The 23249-nt window shown below is 69.5% G+C and carries 14 protein-coding genes; 5 read left to right on the forward strand and 9 right to left on the reverse strand.

All coding sequences use genetic code 11. The annotated features are described in order from the left end of the window. Positions 1 to 10: 10 nt before the first annotated feature. The 4 genes from EV139_RS08005 to EV139_RS08020 all read right to left on the reverse strand — a co-directional run bounded on the left by EV139_RS08005 (position 11) and on the right by EV139_RS08020 (position 7546). Positions 11 to 616 carry a class I SAM-dependent methyltransferase gene (locus EV139_RS08005; protein WP_130453793.1) on the reverse strand — a complete coding sequence of 202 codons (606 nt, stop codon included), beginning with the start codon at positions 614 to 616 and terminating at the stop codon, positions 11 to 13. Between the two features lie 73 nt (positions 617 to 689). Further along, positions 690 to 1211 carry a hypothetical protein gene (locus EV139_RS08010; protein WP_130453794.1) on the reverse strand — a complete coding sequence of 174 codons (522 nt, stop codon included), beginning with the start codon at positions 1209 to 1211 and terminating at the stop codon, positions 690 to 692. Further along, positions 1208 to 2686: a hypothetical protein gene (locus EV139_RS08015; RefSeq protein WP_130453795.1), complete on the reverse strand. Its 1479-nt coding sequence runs from the start codon at positions 2684 to 2686 to the stop codon at positions 1208 to 1210. Before EV139_RS08015 ends, EV139_RS08010 begins: the two co-directional genes overlap by 4 nt. 444 nt (positions 2687 to 3130) lie before the next feature. Continuing rightward, positions 3131 to 7546 (reverse strand): FtsK/SpoIIIE domain-containing protein, encoded by a 4416-nt coding sequence (locus EV139_RS08020; protein ID WP_337248735.1) that lies wholly within the window; start codon positions 7544 to 7546, stop codon positions 3131 to 3133. Between the two features lie 298 nt (positions 7547 to 7844). On the opposite strand from EV139_RS08020, the gene EV139_RS08025 reads away from it, so the two are divergent. Further along, on the forward strand, positions 7845 to 8126 hold the full coding sequence (locus EV139_RS08025; RefSeq protein WP_130453797.1) for a pyrophosphorylase: 282 nt from the start codon (positions 7845 to 7847) through the stop codon (positions 8124 to 8126). Positions 8127 to 8248: 122 nt separating this feature from the next. Here EV139_RS08025 and EV139_RS08030 read toward each other — a convergent pair whose 3' ends face one another. Next, the gene (locus EV139_RS08030; protein ID WP_130453798.1) at positions 8249 to 8752 is read right to left on the reverse strand and encodes an SRPBCC family protein; all 504 of its coding nucleotides are present in this window, start codon (positions 8750 to 8752) and stop codon (positions 8249 to 8251) included. Between the two features lie 491 nt (positions 8753 to 9243). Here EV139_RS08030 and EV139_RS08035 point away from each other — a divergent pair, with 491 nt between their 5' ends. The 4 genes from EV139_RS08035 (at position 9244) to EV139_RS08050 (ending at position 13455) form a co-directional block, all read left to right on the forward strand. Further along, positions 9244 to 11172, forward strand: coding sequence for an ATP-binding cassette domain-containing protein (locus tag EV139_RS08035; protein WP_198677494.1), 1929 nt, complete (start codon positions 9244 to 9246; stop codon positions 11170 to 11172). A gap of 187 nt (positions 11173 to 11359) precedes the next feature. Next, the gene (locus EV139_RS08040) at positions 11360 to 12082 is read left to right on the forward strand and encodes a VIT1/CCC1 transporter family protein (RefSeq protein WP_130453800.1); all 723 of its coding nucleotides are present in this window, start codon (positions 11360 to 11362) and stop codon (positions 12080 to 12082) included. Positions 12083 to 12163: 81 nt separating this feature from the next. Then, positions 12164 to 12499, forward strand: coding sequence for an MGMT family protein (locus tag EV139_RS08045; RefSeq protein WP_130453801.1), 336 nt, complete (start codon positions 12164 to 12166; stop codon positions 12497 to 12499). Next, positions 12496 to 13455, forward strand: a complete 960-nt coding sequence (locus EV139_RS08050; protein ID WP_198677495.1) for a LysR substrate-binding domain-containing protein — start codon at positions 12496 to 12498, stop codon at positions 13453 to 13455. The genes EV139_RS08045 and EV139_RS08050 overlap by 4 nt, the downstream gene beginning before the upstream one ends. 149 nt (positions 13456 to 13604) lie before the next feature. Here the strand turns inward: EV139_RS08050 and ypfJ are convergent, their stop codons facing one another. The 4 genes from ypfJ to EV139_RS08070 form a co-directional block, all read right to left on the reverse strand. After that, complete coding sequence (ypfJ, locus tag EV139_RS08055) at positions 13605 to 14498, reverse strand: KPN_02809 family neutral zinc metallopeptidase (RefSeq protein WP_130453802.1); 894 nt, start codon at positions 14496 to 14498, stop codon at positions 13605 to 13607. A 160-nt stretch (positions 14499 to 14658) separates the two neighbouring features. Further along, entirely contained in the window at positions 14659 to 16737 is a 2079-nt protein-coding gene (locus EV139_RS08060) for an acyl-CoA dehydrogenase family protein (RefSeq protein ID WP_130453803.1), read from the reverse strand. A 233-nt stretch (positions 16738 to 16970) separates the two neighbouring features. Next, complete coding sequence (locus EV139_RS08065; protein WP_130453804.1) at positions 16971 to 18677, reverse strand: DEAD/DEAH box helicase; 1707 nt, start codon at positions 18675 to 18677, stop codon at positions 16971 to 16973. Positions 18678 to 18679: 2 nt separating this feature from the next. Continuing rightward, positions 18680 to 23227 (reverse strand): efflux RND transporter permease subunit, encoded by a 4548-nt coding sequence (locus EV139_RS08070; protein WP_130453805.1) that lies wholly within the window; start codon positions 23225 to 23227, stop codon positions 18680 to 18682. Positions 23228 to 23249 lie beyond the last annotated feature (22 nt).

Genomic DNA, 23249 nt, shown 5'->3' on the forward strand with positions numbered 1-23249 from the left:
AAGCGCCGGCCTAGGCGCGCGGCACCTGGGCGACGATCGCACCCACGGGTCTCGCGCCCGGTTCCGCGCGTTCCCAACTGCGCACCACTCGAAACTCCGCACGCTCGAGCCGTTCCGTGAGCGCGGCGATTGTCCAGTAGTACGCGGGCGCGACCGCGTGCGCAAACGGCCGTTCGGGGCTGCCCGCAAAGAACCCGAGGAGCAGACTGCCGCCGACTCGCAGGACCCGGGAGAACTCGCTGAGCGCCTCGTCGATCGCGTGCGGCTCGGTGTGGATGAGGGAGAACCAGGCCAGGACCCCGCCCAGTGTTCGCTCGGGCATGCCCAGTTCTTCCGCGCGACCGACGCGATACCGCACCCCTGGGTAGGTGTCACTCGCCAGGGCAATGAACTCGGGCACGGGATCCACGCCCTCGATGTCGACGCCGGCCTCATGCAGGAAGTGCGTCCACTGCCCGGGGCCGCACCCCACGTCAAGGTGCGGGCCGGCGGTCTGCCGCGCCCAGTCCCGCACCCGCAGCCGGTCCGACTCCGCGGCGTGCTCAATCCGGCCGACCGCCGCAACGTAGTCAGCGGCGCGCGCTGCGTATGCATCGCGGACCCGATCAAGCTCCATGCCGCCACCCTACTCGGGGGTGCCCGGGACCGCGCTGTCACCGCGGGCGCACACAGCTCCAGGTGCCCGGGGGTCACCACGCACCTCCCGGGTAGGTGTCTTCGGGAAGCGTGAAGCACTCGGATCCGGAAGCGATCCTGATGGTGCTCGGGCCCGCAACGACCACGATGTGGTTCTCAGCGTGGTTTCGTCTGGTGGCCTGAATCCTGGAGTTTCCCAACGCCGAGCGGTCGGCAACGATGTCGTATTCTGCGGGGTCGAGACTTGCCGCGAGCGCCTGAACTGCGGTCTCGGCCCCGCGCCCATCGGCGAGCTGAACCGTGGTGAGGCCGTTCCAGCTCAGTGTGGATTCGCCGCATTCGAGCAGCGTTCCGTCGGGGTTCTGAACGACTTCTGCATCCTCGCGCCCTGCTGCGAGGAGCCGTGCGATGGCAAGCGCATGCCGCTGCGTCTGGGACTTCGCGGCGCCGAGGGCGTCCAATGCTGTGGGCGGCGTCCCGCTCTGCTGGTCCGGCGACTGAGCGCAACCGGAGAACAGCGATCCGACGACCACCGCGAGTCCCAGCGTCGTCACGATGAGCAGGCTGGCCTTCATTGGCTGACCAACTCCCGCAGATCGTCGAGAGCCATTTGGTTCTCGCTGCTCCGGGTGGCGATCAGGTTGTGGTTGCGAGTGAGCACGTCGAGTTTCTTTCCGAAGTCCTTCAGCGAGGGGCTGTCGAGCACTTCATCGTGTTGGCCGCGGTAGTAGGGGATGTTGGTAAAGCGGGGGTGCGAGCGCGGGGTGTTGCCGCGCCAGACGTATCCCTGCTGTTGTGCGCCCTGGAGCAGGTCCGGGTACGACAGGTCGAAGTATCCGGTGTTCGGGTTGCCCTCCCACTCGGGGAGCATTCCGGCCCCGGAAAGTGAGACGACGGTGTCGTAGCTGCTGCCCGCCACTTCCGAGCTGGTGAGGTTTGCGAGACCCCAGCTGTGCCCAATGCCGATGTGCGTTCCAGTTGCGAGTTGCGGATCCGCGCGCATGCCACGGTTGAATCTCTCGAGCTGTGCACCCGCGAGTCGTGCGCGGTCGCCGTCGTTTGCTTCGGTGATGCGTAGCATCCTGGGTGCGCGGGAGGTCTGCTCTTCGCCTGGAAACAGGCCGTCCTTGTAGACGAAGGTGACGCTTCCGGGAAGGTGTTCGGTGAGGTACTCGCCGACCTGCTGCACTCCCCCGGTGTAGAAGCTTTCCAGGCTCGTGTAGGTGCCCGGGACGTAGGTAATGCTGCGTTCGGTACTGGGGCCGATGTCCCCGAGTACCTCGACGATCCGCGATTCGTTGCGGTCGTAGAGGTACAGCTGCACCTGACCAGAGCGCACGCGTTGCAGGTATGAAATCTCGCGCCGCAGGAACGTCTCTCTGGCCGGGTCGGGTCTCCCCGGCCCTCCGGCAAGCGTGCGGAGCTCGGTCCGCGCCTCCCGCAGCTGCTTGGGTGCGCAGAGCCGATTCGCGCGGATCCGCACCGCAATTGGCACGCCGTCGAGCGAGGCGAGTAGCCCGGGGAATCGAAGCAGGAGCAACGACTGTCGGCGCGAGAGCTCGGTGGGCTCGCTCTCGCTTCCCAGCCCGGCCCACCACTCAGCGATCTTCTCGGCGGAGACGCTCTGCAAGCGCACAGCCAGGCCGGGGGTGACCTCAATCAGAGTGGCGATCTCCGGTGCCGCGAACGATTCGAGGCGTCTGAGCAGCTCCTCCGCGCGCAGAGCGCGAGGCGGTGCGGTGACGAGCACGGCGAGCTTCTCGCTATTGAGCGTTCCGGCGCCGGCCATCGCGAATGCCGCGGCGATTCGTGCAATCCACTCCGAGTCCGCCTCGCTCTCGCTGATGAGCTTGTGGAAGCCGGAGATAAACGATGCCGCGTCGATCCTGACGCAAGTGCACGATTCAACGAAGGCTGACCACGCTCCCCAGAGCTGGGCAAGCGTGTCTCGGAGCTCACTGTTGTTTCGCCGAGCAACTCCCACGAACACGAGCAGGTTGCTCGGCCGTGCGGCGCTGCGGGCCGCCGACCCGGGTGCACGAGCGCGCACTCGGGTGCGCGCCGCAAACGAGATGGAAACTGCCGGTGGAACCCCCGAATGCGATGCAGTGCGTGGATCTCGCCCGCGCGCCGAGGGGTCGCCTCCGCCTACGAGCGGGGCCTCTCCGGGTGGCTCACCGTTCCCATCCGGCGGCTCTCCCGGGTTCGGGGCGGCCGCGGCGGCCGGCTGAGCGTCCATTGCATCCGCGTACTCGCGGACCTCAGTGACGCGGCTCGCGAGTTCCGTAAGCGCCCGGGCGAGGCGCTCCCGGTCTTCCGCCTCCACCACGCTCGCCAGCTTCAGCCGCTCTGCAAACGGTCCAACAAACCCGCGGAGTGCGGTTTCGGCGGCTCCCCGGCGTGCTGTTCCCTGAGCACGCAGCGTCGCAGCGGCGGAAGTCGCCGCCTCAATCAGCACTCCCGCAGCGGCAGGATCGAATCCGGGGTTCACGGCTCACCCCGTCCCGGTTCGGCGCTGCACGCCGGTCCCGTGACCTCGCGGGGTGCTCACCCCTTGAATGAGCGTGATCTCGCCGCCGACGCAGAGGTAGCCACGCCCCCGCGTCAGTGTTACCGGCGAGTCCCTGGGCAGTCGAACGCTCAGCAGGTCTCCATCGAAGTCGATGTCTGGCTGGAGCAGGACTCCCGCGCGGGACGAGCGCACAAGCCGGGTCCAGTGACCGTACCCGCTCCTCAACTCGCTGTTTCTCCCAGCTGCGATGACCGTGAGTTCCCGTGGTGGAGCGCTCAGGAGCGACTCAAGCCGCAGGTCTGGGTCGGCGATGCGCTCCGCGTCATCAACGAGCAGGACAATCGCCCCGGGCTCTGCGGCGAGCGCTTCGACGAGTGTTGCGACCTCGCTCGGCCCGCTCGCGACCCGGTCGAGATGGAGATCGAGGTCGAGAAGCGGCGACCGTCGATCGAAAATCCCCCACAGTTTCGGCGTCCCGGTGTGGTGCGGTGTGGGACGCCCGTGGTGACCGATCCTGGTCGCGGGAGCGCTGCTCTGGGTGCTCATCATGGCCGCGAGCGCCGCGAGCAGGCTCGATTTCCCGGATCGCGCCGGTCCGGAGATGAACAAGTGTTCGCCCTCGTACAGCTCAATGACCGCGGGATCGAGCGTATCCTCTCGGATGCCCACTGGAATTCGTTTCGGTTCCGATGACATCTCGCAGGAGCCCGCGAGTTCCGGCGCCGCCACGACCGAGGGAAAATCACCAACGACGTGGGCTTTGGAGGGGGCTTGCGCCCAGCGGAGCTGGGCCTCAGCGACTGCGGAGCGGAGGCCGAAATCTGGGGTGGCAATGTGCATCTGTCGCCGGGCTGGGAGCTCGATGCACCGCCCGGGGAGTGCCGCGGGCACGTCGCTCCCGCGGATATCGAGCGCAGCGTAGCTCTGGCGGTCCGGAAGTCGGAAGACCCAGCGCTGAGTAGTGATCTCGTCGACCACCGCGGGGACGGCGCTCGCGCGCGTGACCGAGATTGCGAAGTGCAAGCCGAGGTTTGGGCCGTCCGCGTACGCTCGCAGCAGCCCGTCGAGGAGCTGCTGCCCGGCGTAGTCTTGCAGGTCTTCCCGAAGGGCGCTGAACCCGTCGATGAGGACCACGGTCTTTCGGTGCGGCGCTCCCGCGGCTCTGCGACGGTGCGCCTCAGCGCCAAGCCAGCGGACAAAGCGAAGACGACGCTCGCCGTCCTCGGGCCCCGCGTATGACGTGGTGTGCGGCAGGTCTGCGAGGGGTGAGAGGTCGTGGGTCCCCCATCCCAAGCACATCACATCGAGTTCGTGCGGTGCGGTGGTCTGCGCGAGCGCGAGAGCGATGCTCGCGAGGGCCGTGCTTGTACCGCTCCCTGGAATCCCGATGAGCAGGAGGTTTCCTGAGCCGAGGTGCCACCCCGTCGAGGACTGCCGCTGCAACGCGGGCTCATCGGCAAGCCCCACTCGAAGCGTCCCCCCGGCGGTGCCGCCCACCTGCGGCGGGGTGCCTCGCCCAACGCGCAAGCTCGTGGGGTCGTGTGCGTAGCCGGAGAGCCGCACGCGTGCGCCAAGCGGTTCCGGCCAGACCGCCCGAGGAGCCGGGAGTCCCTCGGCTGCGTGTGCCTCGACGATGGCGGTGATGAGGAGGTCAAGATCTGTCGCCCTGCCGGGCTCAGGCGTCTCAGCTGGCACCGGCGCTGCAGCTGTCGCCGCGAAGGCATCGGACACCCGGACGTCGATCTCAGCATGGTCCTTCACGGGAGGGGTCCCAGTGACGAGTGCGGTTTGGGTCTGAACGATGTCCCCCTGGCCCCGCTTGACATACGCGCGCCCGGCGTCGGCGCGTGAGAGAGCCGCCGCCTCGGGGACGCCAATCACGTTGTGTGAGTCTTCGCGGCTCTGCACCCGCAGCGCCACCCGGAGATTAGTGTTCGCGAGGATGTCTTCGGTGACGACTCCGGCGGGGCGCTGCGTGGCGAGGAGCATGTGGACGCCAAGCGTTCGCCCCACCGCGGCGATCGACACGAGGGCATCGAGCACCTCCGGGAAGTCTTTCGCGAGCATTGCGAACTCATCGATGACGAGCAGCAATCGCGGGAGGGGTTCGGCGGGCCCGGTCGCCAGGTACGCCGGGAGGCTGTCCACGTCTGGGCCGGCTTCGGTGAACAGGCGTTGACGCCGCTCGAGTTCTGCCTGCAACGCCCGAAGCGCGCGGTTGGCGAGCTGCTCGTCAAGGTTAGTGACCGTGCCGATGGTGTGCGGAAGACGCTCGCACGCCGCGAACGCCGCGCCTCCCTTGAAATCGATGAGGATGAAGTTCAGGGCTGTGGGTGCGGTTCGAGCGGCAAGTCCGGTCACGAGCGTGCGGAGAAACTCTGATTTGCCGGACCCTGTCGTCCCACCGACAAGACCGTGTGGACCGTCGGCCACGATGTCGATGCTCAACGTTCCGCACGCACTGACCCCGATCGGGGTGGACGGGCTGCCCGCTTCGGCCCAGCGCCTGCGCACGAAGGACTGGTCGATGCTGCCGGCGCCGAGCAGGTCGGCGAGCCTGATCCGACCCGGGAGGTTCCCCGCAGTCTCCCGGAGTTCAGGATCGTCGAATCGGGCAAGCCGTCGCGCGCAATCGGCGGCCTCGCGCACGGACACACCGGCGACGAGCACCGGCTCGTCGGGAGAGTGCGCTCCGATCCCGTGCACGGTCGCCGTGGCGTCAGCTCGAACTTCAATCACGGCGGTGCACGCCGCGGGGAGCTGGTCCGCGGTTGCCGCGACCACGATCCCGCTTGCCTGTGTGGGCGAGCTCGGCGCGTGCGGTGACGGCGCCCTCTGTTCCCGGCCGAGCCCCAGCAGTGCGCGGGCGGGCGAATCTCGCCCCGCGGTCAGCGACTCTGAGTCGATGACCGCGAGCACTGCTGGTGGCGCTCCCCCATCGAACGAGCTCAGGAGCGCGCGAATCAGAGCATCGCTTGTCTCGCTGTCTTTGGAGAGCCAGCGGTGCACGGGGCCACTGCCGGGGGCGCGAGTCTGCGGTAGCCACCCCGCCCACTCCCACGCAGCAGCTCGATCCGAGTCGCAGCAGACCACGACTGTGAGATCCGCTGGGCCGGATTGCACGGCGGCCTGCACCACAAGACTTCGCGAGAGCGCCAGGGCCGTGCTGCGATCGCCCACGACGCCGATGACGCCCGCGTTGCTGAGGTTTGCGATCACCGGAGCCGCTGGGAGGACGACCGCGTCGAGGATCCGTTGTACTCGCGGTTCGGCACGCTCAGGGTGTGCCTGAGCAAGCGGCGGCCGCCACGGCACATCGCCCACTCCGAGATGCACGTGCAGGAAATCCGGGGATTCGCTGCGACGTTCCCAGAGCTGAGGCGATGGCAGCTGTGGCACGCCGAGCATCTGCGCTGGGTCAGGGGCGAGCGCTCTGCGCCGCGCAAGCTCGCTCCGCACCTCAGCGGCGAGCGCCGCCCGGAAGGCGGTGAGCTCCTCGCCGAATCGTTCATCTTCTGCTCGCAGTTGGTGTGCGCGGCGCCGGCGCTGCTCAAGTTGCATCCCCACTGCCATCACGGGGCTCAAGACCGCGAACAGCGCGTATCTCAGGTCGCCCAGTGTAAGCACGAGCACGCACGCGATGAGGAATGGCACCGCGACCGTGACCAGGTTGAACGCGGGGGCAGCGGGAACCTCCTGTGGCACCGGCAGACTGACCGGATTCACCACGAAGCCTGGGGTTGGTCGCGGCGGCCGGTTGAATGGCGTCGTCGGCGCCGTGCGTTGGCCAGTGGCCCCGGAAGCACCTGGTCGACCGGGCGCCCGCTCGCGGCTGACACGAAGCACAGCACCCCCGATCAGCACCGTGCTCTCCGAGGTAATGTGAGCCCCGCCCGCGTCGATGTGCACGCCTTCGACCACTGTCCCGTTCGTGGAACCGACATCCCTGATCCGGACACCGTCCCTCTCCAGTTCAAGAGTGCAGTGCTGCCAAGATACGGCGGCCGAATTCACCCGGAGGTCCGCGTGCGGTGACCTCCCCACGGTGACTCGGCCAGCTGTGGGGACTGCGACCGGGCCGTGCAGTTCTCGCCCCGCCGAGACCGCGACTCCCCACCCCCGCGCCGGGACAGGTGGGAGCGGCTCCCGGTTCGACAGCCCTGAGCCTTCGACCAGGTGAAGCGCTCGAAGCTTCGTGTTCTGATGAACGCGTGCTCCGTCGAGGAACAGCTCATCGGCCAGACCTAACTCCACCCCGAGCTTGACGAGCAATTCCCGCACCGTGGTGTTGGGGGTCACACGTCGAAGCTCGGCGGTCAGTGACGTTTCTCCAAGTTCAATCAGGATGCGCATTGTCGGGTGTCGGTCCTCTCCGCGATCGTGCAACGCGGCGGCCATGGCGGCCCCGCGATGTGTCTCCGCTCACCCCTGGGGACTACGGCTGGCGGAGGGTTGCGGCGAGTGTAGGCACGCGCAAGCACCCTCTGCGAGTTATCCACATCCGGTCTCGGGCACACGAGAATTTGCGAACTCGACGGACGATGTGGACGGGCCCCGACACCCGACTTCGCTCACAGGGACGACTTATCCACAGCATTCGAGAGGCCATTGCCGGGGCCGCGAGCACCCGCCTACGTTGTGTAGAGCAGCGTCGCTCGTCCCGGGCGCCGCGTTACTCACCGAGGAGGTCACCGAGATGTCGCGAATACTCTCAACCGAGGAAGCCAAATCAGCGATTCGACAGATCCAGTCGATCGTAGGCGGCGGGTTCGCTGATCAGATCGCGCGATTGGACGCGCAGGGACGCATCCTGTCTGATCCAAGCGTGTGGGACGGACCGCTCGCGGCAGAGTTCCGGGGCTCCGTATGGCCTGAGACTAAGGCCGCGCTCGACACTGCAAAAAATGAGCTCGAGCAGCTCCGCACTCAGTTGGAGAAGATCTCGCAGAACATATTTGCGGCCGGCGGTGCGCAGTGAGCCCGGGTGCGCAGAGCGCAGCCCTCGGGGCGGGACGCCGCCGAATCGCTGATGCGTGCGCAGTTCTCCGGGCGCCGCGCGTCGCCCGTGCACCGGGGCGGCTGCGCGGCAGAAGACTCGGACTACGTCGCCGGGCGAAGCGCGAGGTAGGCTTCGCGAAGCGCTGGGTAGTACATATCAAAACCTGGTTGTTCGGTGCCCTCGGTCGCGGCGACAAGCAGGTCAAGGTAGAACTCCCAGCCCGGCCCCACGTCCCCAATCTCGGCGTCCGCATCAAGGTGGTGCACGAAGCGGAGCAGCGTGTCTTCGTCGCCGTCCGCTTCGAGGAAGAGATCGAGTTCCCAGCTGCCGTATTCGTCGACCGTGTGCAGCGCAAGCCTGTTCGGGGCGTCACACGCGAGGATTCGGGCGCGGATCGCCGGCATGCTCTCCTCGAAACGCATCCGGATGCGCACGCTCCCGCCAGCCCTGCCGTCCCCCTCCCAGGGGCCGAACCACTGCTCAGTCAGCTCAGCGTTCGTGAGGTACTCCCAGGCCTCGGCGATTGGCAGCGCCAACGAGCGCGCCAGCACCAGGTCAAGGCCGCGCGCGGTTTTCACCAGGCGTCCGCTTGCCTCCATAGTCATGGTGGTTCCCCTCTGTTGTCATCTGTAGCGTACTCGGGCATGACCGTGGGGCACGCCTCGACTCACGCGTGCGGGCACTCTCACAGCCAGCGACGTGCACTCCGGGGTTGCAGGGACCCGGTGTACATGACATACAATCTCCGGTGTGAAGAGCTAACGTTTCCTCCATTCCGCGCGAGAGGCGCCGGATCCCCGCGCGTCATCGAGCCGCGGCGAAAACTGACGGGCAGCACCTCCCGTCTGATCTGGCAGAGCCCCGCGGAGTCACACGTTCACGCTGAGAGGCCGCAGTCATGCCGGCACCACATTCTTCTGAGTCTCGTTCGCACCCGGGCGGCGCGTCCGCTGTCCGAGCTGCACACTCCCACACCGCCCCCAGTGCGGGCGCGGCGAGTCGTGCCGCCGCCTACGCAGCCTCCCCGGTTGCGGCGAGTTCCCGCGCCGCCCACCTGGTGGTCGACGGTGTTTCGCTCAGCTACGCGGGTCGGCGAGTGCTGAGCGACATCACGTTCACCGCCCGTGCCGGGGATCGAATTGGGATCATCGGCGAGAACGGGACGGGTAAATCGACGCTCCTGCGAATTCTCGCGGGAGATCTCGCACCGAGCAGCGGCACGGTCAGCGTTCCGGAATCCGTGGGTCTGCTCCAACAAGAGCTTCCCTACGCTGACCACGATTCGATCGCCCGTGTCCTCGACGACGCGCAAGCCGGGGCTGTATCGGCCCTCGCAGCGGTCGAGCGGCTCGGCAGCGAGTTTGCGGCAGCACCTCAGGATGCGGGAGTCGCCGATGCGTACTCGACAGCGCTGGAGGACGCCGAGCGTCTGGGAGCCTGGGCCGCCGGCGCGCACCGCGGCGAGGTGATGACCGGGCTGGGTCTTGGCGGGTTCCCCGAGACACGAACCATCGGTGCGCTCTCGGGAGGACAACGGAGGCGACTGGCGCTCGCCGCGGTCCTGCTCGCGGCGCCGCACACACTGCTGCTCGATGAACCCTCAAACCACCTCGACGACGGCTCCGCCGAGTACGTCGAGCGAGTGCTGCACGATTGGCCCGGGATCGTGTTCCTCGCGAGCCACGATCGAACGCTGCTCGATGCGGTGACGACGCGGATCCTCGATCTCGACCCGCTCCCCGTGCCCGCCCGGAGTCTCGCCGACGCGACGCCCGCGGCAGACGAGGCCGCATCCGGGCTGGCAGCCGCCCGTGCGGGGACGCTCGGAGCGCTCACGAGGAATTCCACGGGAATGCGGACGGTCGGCAATGTCCCGCGAGTGAACGATCTCACCGATCCGCAGAGACGGTCTGAGAGCCCGCACACGGACGACCCGGGATCGGGGTTCGGAATCAGGCTCTGGGGCGTCGGCTACTCAGCAGCTCGCACCGAACGCAAGGCCGAGCTCGCCCGCTGGCGCGCGCGGTACGAGGCAGAGCAGCGGGAGGTCGCCGCCCTCACGCACGAGGTCGAGGTCGGTTCCCGAGAGGTGAACCGGAAGCACGAGTCGAAGTCGGAGAGCCGGATCACCCGGAAGTTCTACGCCGACAAGGACGCCAAGGTCACTGCGCGGCGCGCGCGCAACGCGCGAGTGCGCCTCGAACAGCTCGAGCGCGACCGGGTGCGGCGCCCGCCCGAGCCGCTGCGGTTCGCCGGGTTCACCGGAATCGCCGCTCCCTCCACACCAGCCGCGCGCACGCCCACGATCACACCCCCAGACACGGCCCAAGCCACGCCCACGGCCACGGCCCAAGCCACACCCACGCCCACGGCCCAAGCCACACCCACAACCACAGCCCCGGTCACCGGGGATGTCGCCGCTGCCCAGGTCCGGGACACGGGCGTCGGAGTGGGAGGCGACCTCCAATCGGTGCTCGCCGCACACCGGGTTGCGCTCTCAGGGCGGCTCGCGCCGGTGTCGTTCGCGCTCGGTTCCGGTGGGCGGCTCCTGCTCGCTGGCGCAAACGGGTCAGGAAAATCCACGCTCCTCGCGATCCTCGCGGGCGAGCTCCCCGCGGGCAACGGCCGTGTCACGAGGACCGCTCGCGTGGGCTATCTTCCTCAGGAAGTGACGTTCGCGCGGCCGGAACGAACCGCGGCCCAGCACTACGAGGACAGCGTTGGTATCGCGCGGGCGGAAGCGCGCCCGCTCGAAGCTACGGGGCTGCTCGCGCGGCGGGACCTCGCCCGGCAGGTGGGGCACCTCAGCGTCGGACAGCGCCGGCGCCTCGCGCTCGCCGCGCTCGTCGCCGATCCACCGCCCGTGCTCATCCTCGACGAGCCCACAAACCATCTCTCACTCACCCTCGTCGAGGAGCTCGAAGCCGCACTTGCCGAGTACCCGGGAGCACTCCTGGTGGCTTCCCACGATCGCTGGCTCCGCAGCCGCTGGACCGGCGACGTACTCACCATCAGCGGGGCCTGAGCCCGGGCAGCAGAGTTCGGCATGCCGAAGCCTTCAACCCGATGAGCCGAAAGGAGCAACTCCGCCAGTTCGAACGCCTGAGCAACGCGCTTCCTAAGCTCCGAGCGAGGTTCTCCCTCCCCCGCGAAACTTGTTACGTTTGCTGCTTATGCGCAATTCTTGCGCGGGGATAGCAGGGGGAATATCAGTGAGCGAGATTAATATCGCGAACCCACATGAATACGACCATCGGCACGCGGACGTGTCGTCTGGCTGGCTGCGGGCCACCGTGTTCGGCGCGATGGACGGCCTCGTATCAAATGTGGGTCTGATCGCGGGTATTGCTGCGGCCGGGGCGTCCCCCGGAATGGTCGTGGTCACCGGCGTCTCCGGCCTCATCGCCGGCGCGATCTCTATGGCGCTCGGAGAATTCACCTCGGTCCGCACCGCGAACGAGCAACTCGACGCAGAGGTGCGCACCGAGCGCGAGGCGCACACCCGCAACCCCGCGGGCGAGCAGGCCGAGCTCGCCCTCCTCTTCCAGCGGCTCGGCATGACCGACGAAATCGCCACGACCGCGGCGAGCCAGGTGCACACCAACAGCGAACAGGCTGTCCGGGTCCACCTCGCGCACGAGCTCGGTCTGAGCCCCGAAGAGAAGCCGTCGCCGATGGTCGCGGCGGTCTCGTCGCTGCTCTCGTTCAGCGTCGGCGCACTCATCCCGATCCTGCCGTTCCTGTTCGGGTTCGGATCCCTCGGCTGGGGTCTCGCCTTCGGCGGACTCGGCCTGCTCCTCGCGGGTGGCCTCGCCGCGCGCACCACCCGCCGGAACTGGATCGTGGGCGCGATCCGCCAGCTCACGTTCGGCGGCATCGCCGTGCTTGTCACCTACACGATTGGCAAGCTCCTCGGCGTCTCAGGCATCGGCTAGCCCGCCCGGGCGAGGGTCCCGGGAGGGTGCCCCGCAAGGAACCCTGATCGGGGGAGCTCGCGCACGCCGTAGGCTATTCCCATGCCCAGCCCCGAGTTCGTCGACGCAGCGCTCGCGGTGGTGGCGAAAATCCCCGCGGGACGCGTGATGACCTACGGCGACGTGGCCCTCGCGATCGGTTCGAACGCACCCCGCGCGATCGGTCGGGTCATGGCCCTGTACGGCCACGGCACGCACTGGTGGCGCGTGGTCCCGGCAAGCGGGCTCCCACCGCAGGGGCACGCCGCACTCGCGCTCCCCCGCTACCTCGAAGAGGGCACCCCGATCCGGCGCGCCACCGCGCGCGAATACCGGATCGCCCTCTCAGCGGCCAGGCTCCCGTACACGCACGAAATCTACTCGGAGGTGGCGCTATGAGCGACGACCAGACGACCGTCCCAGCCGCCCCCGCGGAGGCGCCTCTGCCCGCCGCTGAAACACCCGCCCCGGATCCCGCCGCCGAAACACCCGCCCCGGATCCCGCCGCCAAAACACCCGCGCCGGATCCCGGAGCGGATCCCGAGGCGACGCCCGCGGCTGACCCTGCGGCAGGGTCCACGCCCCTTCGCCTCGGGTTCGCCCGCGGGATCGCGCCGAGCACCTGGGCGCAGCGCTGGGAGACCGTGACGGGAGCGCCGCTCGAGCTCGCGCCCGTCAACGTGGCCTTCGGCCGGCCTGCCCAGCTCGACTGCGACGTGATGCTCGAGCGCGCGCTCCCGGACCACCGCCCGGCGGGATCGTCCGGGGAGGATCGCACGCGGCACGCACTCCGCCTCTACACCGAGACGATCACGCTCGTGGTTCCCGCTGACCACGAGCTCGCGAAGCGCGAGTCGCTCGCGCTCAGCAAGGTTGCCGACGTGCACCTGCTCGACCACCCGTTTCACCCGGAGGCCTGGCCGGCAGCCCAGCCGTGGGCCGACCCGAGCTGGACGCCGCGCACGGTGCCCGACGCGCTCGCGCTCGTCGCAACCGGTGCAGGCGCGATCCTGCTTCCCACGCTCCTTGCGCGGCACCTCGTCGACAAGCGCCAGCACGCGATGATCCCGGTCACCGACGCCGACGAGCTCCCCCGCACCGCCGTGTGGGCGAGCTGGGCAGTGGAGCGCGACGCGCCAGACGTTCAGCAGCTCATCGGAGTGATTCGAGGCCGCACCGCGCGCAGCTCGCGCTCGAACACCGAGTCGGCGGACGCCGCCGAGGCTGTCCCCGCGAAGAAACGCAAAGCCGCAGCGAAGCCGGCGAAGAGCAGCAAGCCCGGGCCCAAACCGGGCTCGCGCGGCGCACAGCTCGCGGCGACTCGCAAGAAGCCGCCGCACCGGCGCAAGCGCTAGCGCTAGCGGCTCGGCCGCCGCGGGCCGCTCGGCCGCCGCGGGCCGCGACAGCGGGGCGAGTTCGCGTGCCACGGGCCGCGGACGGCCACGGGCCTCAATCGCGGACGGCAGGTGCGAGCCACGGGCCGCAATCGCGGGCCGCGCCCCCGTTACAGCTGAGCGGCCGGAACGTCGAAGGTGGCGCAGGCCGTGGGGCCCTGCTCGTAGCCGATCTGGAACCAGCGCTGGCGCTGCTCCGAGGTGCCGTGCGTGAACCCCTCGGGGTTCACCGTCACACCGGCGGACTCCATAATGTGGTCGTCGCCCACGGCAGCCGCCGCGCTCATCGCGTCCGCGATCTGCTGCTGCGTGACGGGCTTCAAGAACGGAACCCCCTGGTCGTCGGTGACCGTCGAGGCGTTCTGCACCCAGGCACCGGCGAAGCAGTCAGCCTGCAGTTCCAGCCGCACGGAGCTCGACGCCGCGCCCGACTCGCGGCCGACACTCTGAAGCGTGCCGATCAGGTTTGAGATGTGGTGGCCCCACTCGTGCGCGAGCACGTACATCTGCGACAGCGAGCCGTTCGAGGCGCCGTAGTCCTGGCTCAGCGTGTCGAAGAATGCCACGTCGATGTAGATCGTCTCGTCCGCCGGGCAGTAGAACGGGCCGGTCGCGGCAGACGCCGCGCCGCAGCCGGACTGGGTCTGGCCGCTGAACAACACGACGGGGGCGGGGGCACGGTAGTTGCCGACCTGCGTGGCCCAGTAGCGATCGAGCGAGTCGCTCGCCGCGGTCATGCGGCACTCGACGTCGCGGTTCGCGTCAGCCCCAGACTCGCAGCCCTCGACCGTGCCAGACGCGGTCTCGGAGATCGCGCTGCCCGAGCCGAGCGCCTGGTTGATCGCGGGCGCGAACATGTTGAGGTTCACACCGAACAGCTGGGATCCGAGGGCGAGCAGCAGCGCGATTCCCACGCCCCCGCCGGCGATCATGCCGCCGCGGCGAGCGCCGCTGCGCTTCGACACCTTGCTCGTGTCGATCTGCACGTTGTCGTTAAACGTCACCGGTACCCCAATCCCGCGATTTCAGATGCCCGGCCCCGCGATCCGGTGCGGCGAGGCTGAGCTGTTCCCTGGTGCCGAGTGTAGTGGGTGTTGAGACGCCGAATGGGCGCCCCGCGTGTGCGAGACGCCCATCGTTCACGGACCGGGTGTGTGCGTCGCGCTAGCCGGCGACCCGCTGCTTCTCCTGTTGCGCGCGCTTCCGCAGCTCCTTCTCGTGGATCGGCCAGGTGCCCGCCGCCTTCTGCGCTTCAACGTATGCGTGCGCCTCCTCCTGGCGCTCCGCCTCGATCCCGGTCGCGATCGTGGCGCGCAGCGTCTCGGGGCTCAGCCCAAACGCGTCGACGAGGTCGAGGGCGTGGCCGCGGAGCCGCCCGATGAGGCGGTCGACGTACGCGGTGACCGCCTGCGCACGCTGGCCCGAGATGCGGCCCTGCACGAGGTACCAGGCCGCGTTGCGCTCGATCAGGCCGAGGCCGAAGAGGTCGCGCAACCAGGTCAGCACCTGCCGCGAACCCGGATCGGTGATCTGCGCGAGCGCGTCGGTGAACGCCTCCCACTGGAGCAGCTCGGCGTGCGCGCGCGCCGCCTCGATGAGCTTATGCTGCTGGGCGTTGAACGCGTCCTCGTTCGCGATCGCCCGAGCCGTCGCGTCGCCCTTCGGCACGTGCTTGGTCGCCTCGCGCAGCGCGAGCGCGATCTCCGAGACCATCGTCTCGACGCGGTCGGTGAGCAGGGCGCGCTGCGACTCCGGGGAACGCATGCTCTCAACCGAGCGTGCGACCTGGCCGAGGTCGGCGATGCTCTGGCCCATCTGCCGCAGCCCGAAGCGGCTCACGCGGTCGCCCAGCTGGCTCGCCGCAGCCTTCGCGAGCGCCGCCTTGTCGCCGCCGGCGAACTGCTTGGCGTAGTCGGTGAGCAGCCGCTTGCCCACGAGCTGCAGCAGCACGTTGTTGTCGCCCTCGAATGTCACGTAGATATCGAGGTCGGCGCGCAACCCGACGAGCCGGTTCTCAGCGATGAAGCCAGCACCGCCGCAGGCCTCGCGCGCCTCCTGGAGCGTGTCGAGCGCGGCCCAGGTCGACAGCGGCTTGAATGCGGCGGCGAGCGTCTCGAGGTCCTCGCGGTTCTCGTCGGTGTCGCCCACGCCCGAGAACACCTCGTCGAACACGGTGAGCAGCCGCTCGTCGGCGAACGCCATCGCGTAGGTCTGCGCGAGGCGCGGGATGAGACGGCGCTGGTGCTGGCCGTAGTCGAGCAGCACGGTGTCGCGGCCGGAGGCCCCGGGGAACTGGCGGCGTTCGGACCCGTAGCGCAGCGCGATCGCGAGCGCGGCCTCCATCGCCCGGACCGCCGAGCCGTCGAGCGACACGCGGCCCTGCACGAGCGTGCCGATCATCGTGAAGAAGCGGCGCCCCGGGCTCTCGATCGACGAGGAGTACGTGCCGTCGGGGGCCACGTCGCCGTAGCGGTTGAGCAAGTTGGTGCGCGGGATCCGCACGTGTGTGAAGTGGAGGCGCCCGTTGTCGATGCCGTTGAGACCACCCTTCACCCCGTCGTCCTGCGACCCGACCCCCGGCAGGAGGTCTCCCTCCGGGGTGCGGATCGGCACGAAGAACGCGTGTACACCGTGGTTGACGTCGCGGGTGATGAGCTGCGCGAACACCACGGCGGCCTGGCCGTGCAGCGCCGCGTTTCCGAGGAACTCCTTCCACGCCCCGGCAAATGGGGTGTGGATCTCAAACTCCTCGGTGTCTGGGTCGTAGGTGGCGGTGGTGCCAACGGAGGCGACGTCTGAGCCGTGCCCGATCTCGGTCATCGCGAACGCACCGGGCAGTTTCAGGCTCATCACGTCTGGCAGCCACCGCTCGTGGTGGGGGCGCGTGCCGAGGTGCAGGATGGCGGCACCAAACAGCCCCCACTGCACCCCGCTCTTGATCTGCAGTGATGGATCGGCGAGCACGAGCTCCTGGAACGCGGCGATGTTGCCACCGTGGTTGTCGCTGCCGCCCAGGTCGCTCGGGTACGCGCGCTGGATCGCACCGTTCTCCACGAGAATGCCGAGCTGTTCAAGCACGCGGGCGCGGTGCTCGTCCATCGACTGCCCATTGATCGTGTGCAGTCTCGGATCTGCGGCGAGGGCGCGGGACTCAAGCCGCTCCTTCTTCCACTTGCCGAGCAGCGCGTCGCTCACAACGTCGACGTTGATGCGGGGATCCGGGTGGGAGGTGGTGTCGCTCATCGTGGCTCCTTCGGCGTGACTGGCGTGGTCGCGTGCGCGACCGCCCAAGCGTGTTGCCAGGTTAGGCCGGTCCGCCGCCGCGCTCAACCGGTCAGCGCGCACCCCACAACTGGGCCCCGGGGCGCTCGCGCACCACTGTAGAAACTCTCTAGTTTGCGCACTCCAAAGCTAGAGGATTCCCTGCGCATTTTGCGGCACGCCGAGCCACGATCAGGGGCTCCGCGGGAGCACCGCTACCTGCCGCGGCCAGCGCCCCCGGACTTGCGAGTCCCCCCGGGAGCCGCCTTGCGGGCGCCGCCCGGCGCCGACTTGCGCGAGCCGCCAGCGCCCTTCGGCACCCAGTCGCTGAAGGTCTCCGGAGTGACCCCGGCGTGCTCAAACATCTCGCGCGTCCGCTGCTCACGCACCCGCGAGATCACGGTCACCACGAGCCCGTCCCGACCCGCACGCCCCGTGCGGCCGGCGCGGTGCAGGTACGTCTTGTAGTCGTTGGGCGGATCCGCCTGGATCACGAGGTCGACGTCGTCGACGTGGATCCCGCGCGCGGCCACATCGGTGGCGACAAGCACCTGCTTCTTCCCGGACGCAAACTGCGCGAGGTTGCGTTCGCGGCGCGACTGGCTGAGGTCGCCGTGCAGCGACACCACGTTGAGACCGGCCTCGCCGAGCAGCTCCGTGACCTGCTCCGCGTACGCGCGCGTGCGGCAGAACACGAGCACGCGGCCCGGCGTCTTCGCGAGCGTGATCAGCGCCTGGTCCTTGTGATCGCGCTGCACCACGTGCACGCGGTGGCGGATCTTGCCGTCGGTCTCAGCCTCGGCCTCGTGCACGGCCGGATCCTTCAGGAACTCGCGCACCAGCTCAGACACCCCGCTGTCGAGCGTGGCCGAGAACAGCAGTCGCTGCCCCTCGCGCTCGGTCTGACGCAGCACCTGCTGCACGGGCTCCAGGAACCCGAGATCGCACATGTGGTCCGCCTCGTCGAGCACAGTGATGAGCACCTCGCGCAGGTCGAGCTTGCGCCGGGTCACAAGATCCTGCACCCGGCCCGGTGTCCCGATCACGATGTCGACACCGCGCTCAAGCGCGTGGATCTGCGGATCGATCGGGATCCCGCCGACCATCTGCGCGGTGTAGAAGCCCACCGAGCGGGCGATCGGCTGAATCGTGCGGTCGATCTGCAGAGCCAGCTCTCGGGTCGGCGCGAGGATCAGCGCACGCGGGTTGCGGTTCTGCGTCTGCTTCACGCGCACGCCGCGCTGCGCGCGGGGGGCCTTGCCACCCGGCTTCGCGCCAAACGCACCGGACGCCTTGAGCTTCAGCATGCGCTCCACGAGGGCAGCACCAAACGCAATCGTCTTGCCCGAGCCGGTGCGGGCGCGGCCGAGGATGTCTCGCCCCGCGATCGTGTCCGGGATCGTGGCGACCTGGATCGGGAACGGCTGCTCGGCGCCGAGCTCGCCGAGCACGCGCACGATGTTGCCGCCGAGCCCAAGATCGGCGAACGTCTTGCCCGCGGCGTCCGCCGCAGTAGTCACCTTCGCGTCGAGGCGCGCGAGCGGAGCCTCCGGCGCACGCCGCTCACGATCGGCGAGGCGGTCGTCGCCGCGCGCTGCCTGGGGCCGCTGCCCGCGCGGGGCCTGGCGCTCCGCGCGCTGATCGCGGGGGTCACGCTGGGCTCGCTGGTCGCCGGCGCCGTGGCGCTCGCCTGCCCCACGGCGCTCGCCGCTCTGCCGCTCGCCGGCTCCCCGGCGCTCGCCGGGCCCGCGGCGGCCGTCGTCGCCCCGGTCGCGCTGCGAGTCAGCCGCGGCGGACTTCCCGCCGCGGCCGGGCTCGGCGGCGCCGGGCCGCCCGCCGCCGTGGAACTTCCGCCCGCTCGGCTTCCGCCCGGGTTCGTAGTTCGCCGGCGCCTTGAAGCCCCGCCGTCCCTTCTGCGCCATGATTACCGTTCGTCAGTGTGCGGATCGGCGCCGTCTGCGCCGTCCGTCGTGTTCGTGTGGTCAGAGCGGGACTCGTCCGGCTCTGCAGCGGCGTCTCCCGAGAGTTCCTCGTTCACTTCCTGCGTCGCCTGCCAGAGTAGCTGTTCCCAATCGAGTTCTCCCGTGACCGGCGCGGCGGGCGTCTCCGGCTCGGGTGCGGCGGGCAGCGCCGTCTCGGGCGCAGCCGCGTGTTCCGGAGCCGCGGGCTCGGGTTCAACCACGGGCTGAGACTCAGGCTCAGCCCCGAGCACGGGCTCGGGATCAGCCACGGGCTCGGGCGCGGCGAACGGGGCCGCCGCATCGACAGCCGGCAGCGGCGGATCGTCCGTCACCGCGGCGTGCGCGACGGCCGGCACTGGCACGGTGGGCGCGTCGAGCTCGTCGGCGGCCGCGGCAGCCGGCGACGCAGGATCGACCGGCACCGCGGGCTCGAGCGGATTCTCGTCACCCGTAAAGCCGAGATCAGCGAGGTTGAGGGACATCTGCTGCGTCTCGGGGCCCATGTCTGCCTCGGCGGGCGCGTGCTGCGCGGTCGCGGCCCCGGACGTCTCGGGTGCCGCGAGGCCCGCGGTCATGAGCGCGTCGAGAATCGACTGGTGGCGCGCGGCCTCAGCGGCCTCCGCAGCCGCGGCTTCCGCGGCGACCCGCGCCTCCGCGGCGGCCTCAGCGGCAGCGGCCTCAGCGGCGACGCGCGCCTCGGCGGCCTCACGCACCCGGTCTGCCTCGGCGGCGGCCTGCGCCTCCGCAGCAGCACGCTCGGCGGCCTCCGCCTCGGCTGCCGCTTGCGCTTCGGCCTCGGCCGCTCGGGCCTCGGCTTCGGCGGCGGCCGCCGCGTCCGCAGCGGCCTCCGCGACCGCCCGCGCCTCGGCGGCGGCGTGCGCCTCAGCCGCGGCTGCGGCATCTGCCGCGGCGGCCTCACGGGCGGCGGCTTCCGCGGAAAGGTCCTCGGCATCCGCGGGCGCGGCGTGGGACGCCGCCGGCTCCGGAAGGTGCAGCGCCTCGGTCGCCTCGGTCGCGCCCGCCGCGTCAGCCGCGTCTCCCTCAGCAACCCAGAGGGGCGAGCCCACGGCGGCGCGAGACACGCCCGCGGCGGCGACTGGGGCGCTCGGAACACCCGCGACTTCGCCGACCGGGCCGTCGCTCACGCCACCGCTCAGGCTTAGCGATCCGAGCGCACCGGTCGAGTCGAGCTCCCCGCCCGCCAAGCCAGACACCGGCGGCGCGGCGCTCGCCCTGGTGCGGAGCGCGCCGCTCCCAGCGAGCCCGGCACCGGCGGCGGCCCCTGCCCCCGCGGTCAGCAGCCCGGAGCCCGCGATCACGAGATCGTCGTCTCCGCCGCCCTTCGGCTTGCGCTTCGCACGGCGCTCGGCCCCGCCCTCACGGCGACGCTCAACGGCGTAGTACAGCGTGGGGAGCACGATCAGGGTCATCACGGTCGACGACAGCAGGCCGCCGATCACCACCACCGCGAGCGGCTGCGAGATGAATCCGCCCTTACCCGTGATCCCGAGGGCCATCGGGGTGAGCGCGAGAATCGTCGCGAGTGCCGTCATCACGATCGGGCGCAGACGCTGCAGGGAGCCGTGTGTCACCGCGTGTTTCAGCGATTCGCCGCGATCCCGATACTGGTTGACCAGGTCTATCAGCACGATCGCGTTGGTCACCACGATGCCGATGAGCATCAGCACACCGATCAGCGACGCTACACCGAGCGGGATCCCGGTCAGGATGAGCAGCAGGATCGCGCCCGTCGCCGCGAACGGCACCGAAATGAGCAGGAGCAGCGGCTGCAGCAGACTGCGGAACGTCGCCACCATCACGACGTACACGATCAGGATCGCCGCGAGCAGCGCGAGCCCGAGCTGCCCGAACGATTCGGCCTGCTGCGACATGACGCCGCCGATGCTCGCGCTCGCGCCCGCGGGCAGCTCGACGCTCTCGAGCGCGGCGGTGACCGCGGCGCTCGCCGTGCCGAGGTCGTCGCCCTGCGAGAGTGCCGAAATGGTCACCATGCGCGCGTTGTCTTCGGTGCGGATCGTGACCGGACCGTCCTCAATGGTGATCGTCGCGAGCGTGTCGAGCGTGCGCGGGCCCGTGGCCGTCTGGATCACGAGCGCCGCGACGCCCGCCTGGTCCTCCGGAGCCACCCCGTCTGCGAGGTACACGTCGGTGGTGTCGGCGTCGAAGGTGATCTGGCCGATCTGGCGCGGCTGCATCTGCTGGGCAACCTGACCGGCGACACCGGCCTCGGTGAGCCCGGCTGCAGCGGCTGCGGCCCGGTCGATCGAGATGCTCAGGTACGGCCGCGACTGCCCGAGATCGCTCTCGACCTGCTTCAGCTCTTCCTGCTCGCTCATCGCCGCGAGCACCGCGTCGCTTGCCTCCTCGAGCGTCGCTTGATCGGGCGCGGTCACGTTGACCTCGATCGCGCTCGACATCGAGACGCCCCCGCTCGACTCGCCGAGCGAGAACTCGCCGGCGTCGGAGAGCTCGTTCACCGCGGCGCGAATCGCGTCCTTCGCCTGCTCCTGATTCGCGTCTGGATCGGTGGTCAGCGAGTAGTTCACCGCGCCGTCGCCACCGCCGCCGAAGATCGCGGCCATGCCGCCACCGCCGCTGCCGATCGTCACCTGCACCGACTGCACCGCGGGCACCGCGGAGAGCGCGTCTTCAACCCGTTCGGCCTGCGCCAGCTGCGCGTCGATGCTGGTGCCCGGCGCGAGCGTCTGCACCAGCCCGACGGAGTTCTGCTCGTCTGCGCCCAGGAAGCTGGTCTTCATCAGCGGGCTCGCGGCGATCGTGCCGCCGAGGACGAGTGCGGCGATGAGCAGCGTCGCCGCCGGCCGCCGCAGCGTCCAGTCGATCACGGGCCGGTACCAGCGCTGCAGCCGGGTCGGCTGATCCGGCGCCGCCGTGACCGTGGTGGAGCGGCGCCCCGAGCGCTCGGGCTTCAGGAACCAGTAGGCCAGCACGGGGACGATGGTGAGCGACACGAGCAGCGACGCGATGAGCGCGATTGTGACCGTGAACGCGAACGGGCGGAACAGCTCCCCCACCATGCCAGCGACGAACGCCATGGGCAGGAACACCGCGACCGTGGTGATCGTTGACGCCGTGATCGCGCCGGCAACCTCCCGCACCGCCTCAATGATCGTGGCCCCGCGGTCGGTGTCAGACACCAGGTGCCGCTTGATGTTCTCGATCACCACGATCGAATCGTCAACGACGCGGCCGATCGAGATGGTGAGCGCGCCGAGCGTGAGCATGTTCAGGGTGTAGTCGGCGAAGTTGAGGCCAACAAACGTGAGGAGCACCGAGGTAGGGATCGAGATCGCGGTCACGAGCGTGGCGCGCACCGACATCAGGAACACGAGGATCACGAGCACCGCAAACAGCAGCCCGAGCATGCCCTCCGTGGTGAGCGTCTCGATCGACTGCTCCACGTAGGGCGCCTGGTCGAAGATGATGCTGAGCTTTGCGCCACCGAGCTGATCCGACAGCTCGTCGAGCGACTGCTGCACCGCGTGAGACACGTCGACGGTGTTCGCCGCCGAGGTCTTGGTCACCGCGATCGTGAGCGCCGGGGCGCCGTCGACGCGCGAGATGCTCTCGACCGGCCCGGGCTCCAGTTGCACGGTCGCCAGGTCCCCGATAGTCAGCGGGGTGAGCTCCGGTGCCGGGACCTCCTCGGGGGTCTCCCCCGGGCGCACGGGAGCCTGCTGCTGCTCGGCGAGCGCCTGCTGCTGCGCGATAATCTGGTCGGCGCTCACCGCAACCGGGAGCGCCGCGATGTCCTCCGCGGTCGTGACCGTGCTCCCGGCCTGCACTGAGAGCGTCTGGTCGCCCTCCGTGATCGAGCCCGCCGCGACGAGCACCCCGCTCTGCTGCAGCGTGTCAGCGATCACCTGCGACGAGAAGCCCTGTGCGGCGAGCGCCTCCGCGTTTGGCACGATCGTGACCCGGTCGGGACGCGCGCCCGCGAGCTGCGCGTCGCGCACCCCGTCGATGTCTGAAATCTCGGGGATCGCGATGCGCTCGATCACCTGCGCGGTCTGCTCCGGTGTGTCCCCGTCGGCCGGCGTCACTGCGATCTGAATCACCGGGAAATCGTCGATACTGCCGGACACCACCTGCGTGTCCGCGGCCTCCGGCAGCAGCTGCGAGATCCGCGAAACCGCGCGCTCAACCTTCTGCTCGGTGGCGGCGAGGTCGACGCCGTACGTGAACTGCGCGAGCACCATGGATGCGCCCGTGCTCGATGTGGCGGTCGACGATTCGAGCTGCGGCACGCCACGGAGCGCGGTCTCGATCGGCCCCGACACCTCTTTATTGACCACCTCCGGGGACGCCCCCGGGTAGCTGGTCACGACCGCGATCGCCGGGAACTGGACGGACGGCATCAATTCCTGCTTGAGGGATCCGACGCCGATGAGCCCAAAGACTGCCGCGACAATTGTCACGAGCGCGATCAGGGCACGGTTTTTCAGGCTAAGCGCCGTGAGCAGGTGCATGAGCCTGATTATTTCATGCGCC

It is taken from the genome of Leucobacter luti (assembly GCF_004217175.1).
Classification (GTDB): domain Bacteria; phylum Actinomycetota; class Actinomycetes; order Actinomycetales; family Microbacteriaceae; genus Leucobacter; species Leucobacter luti.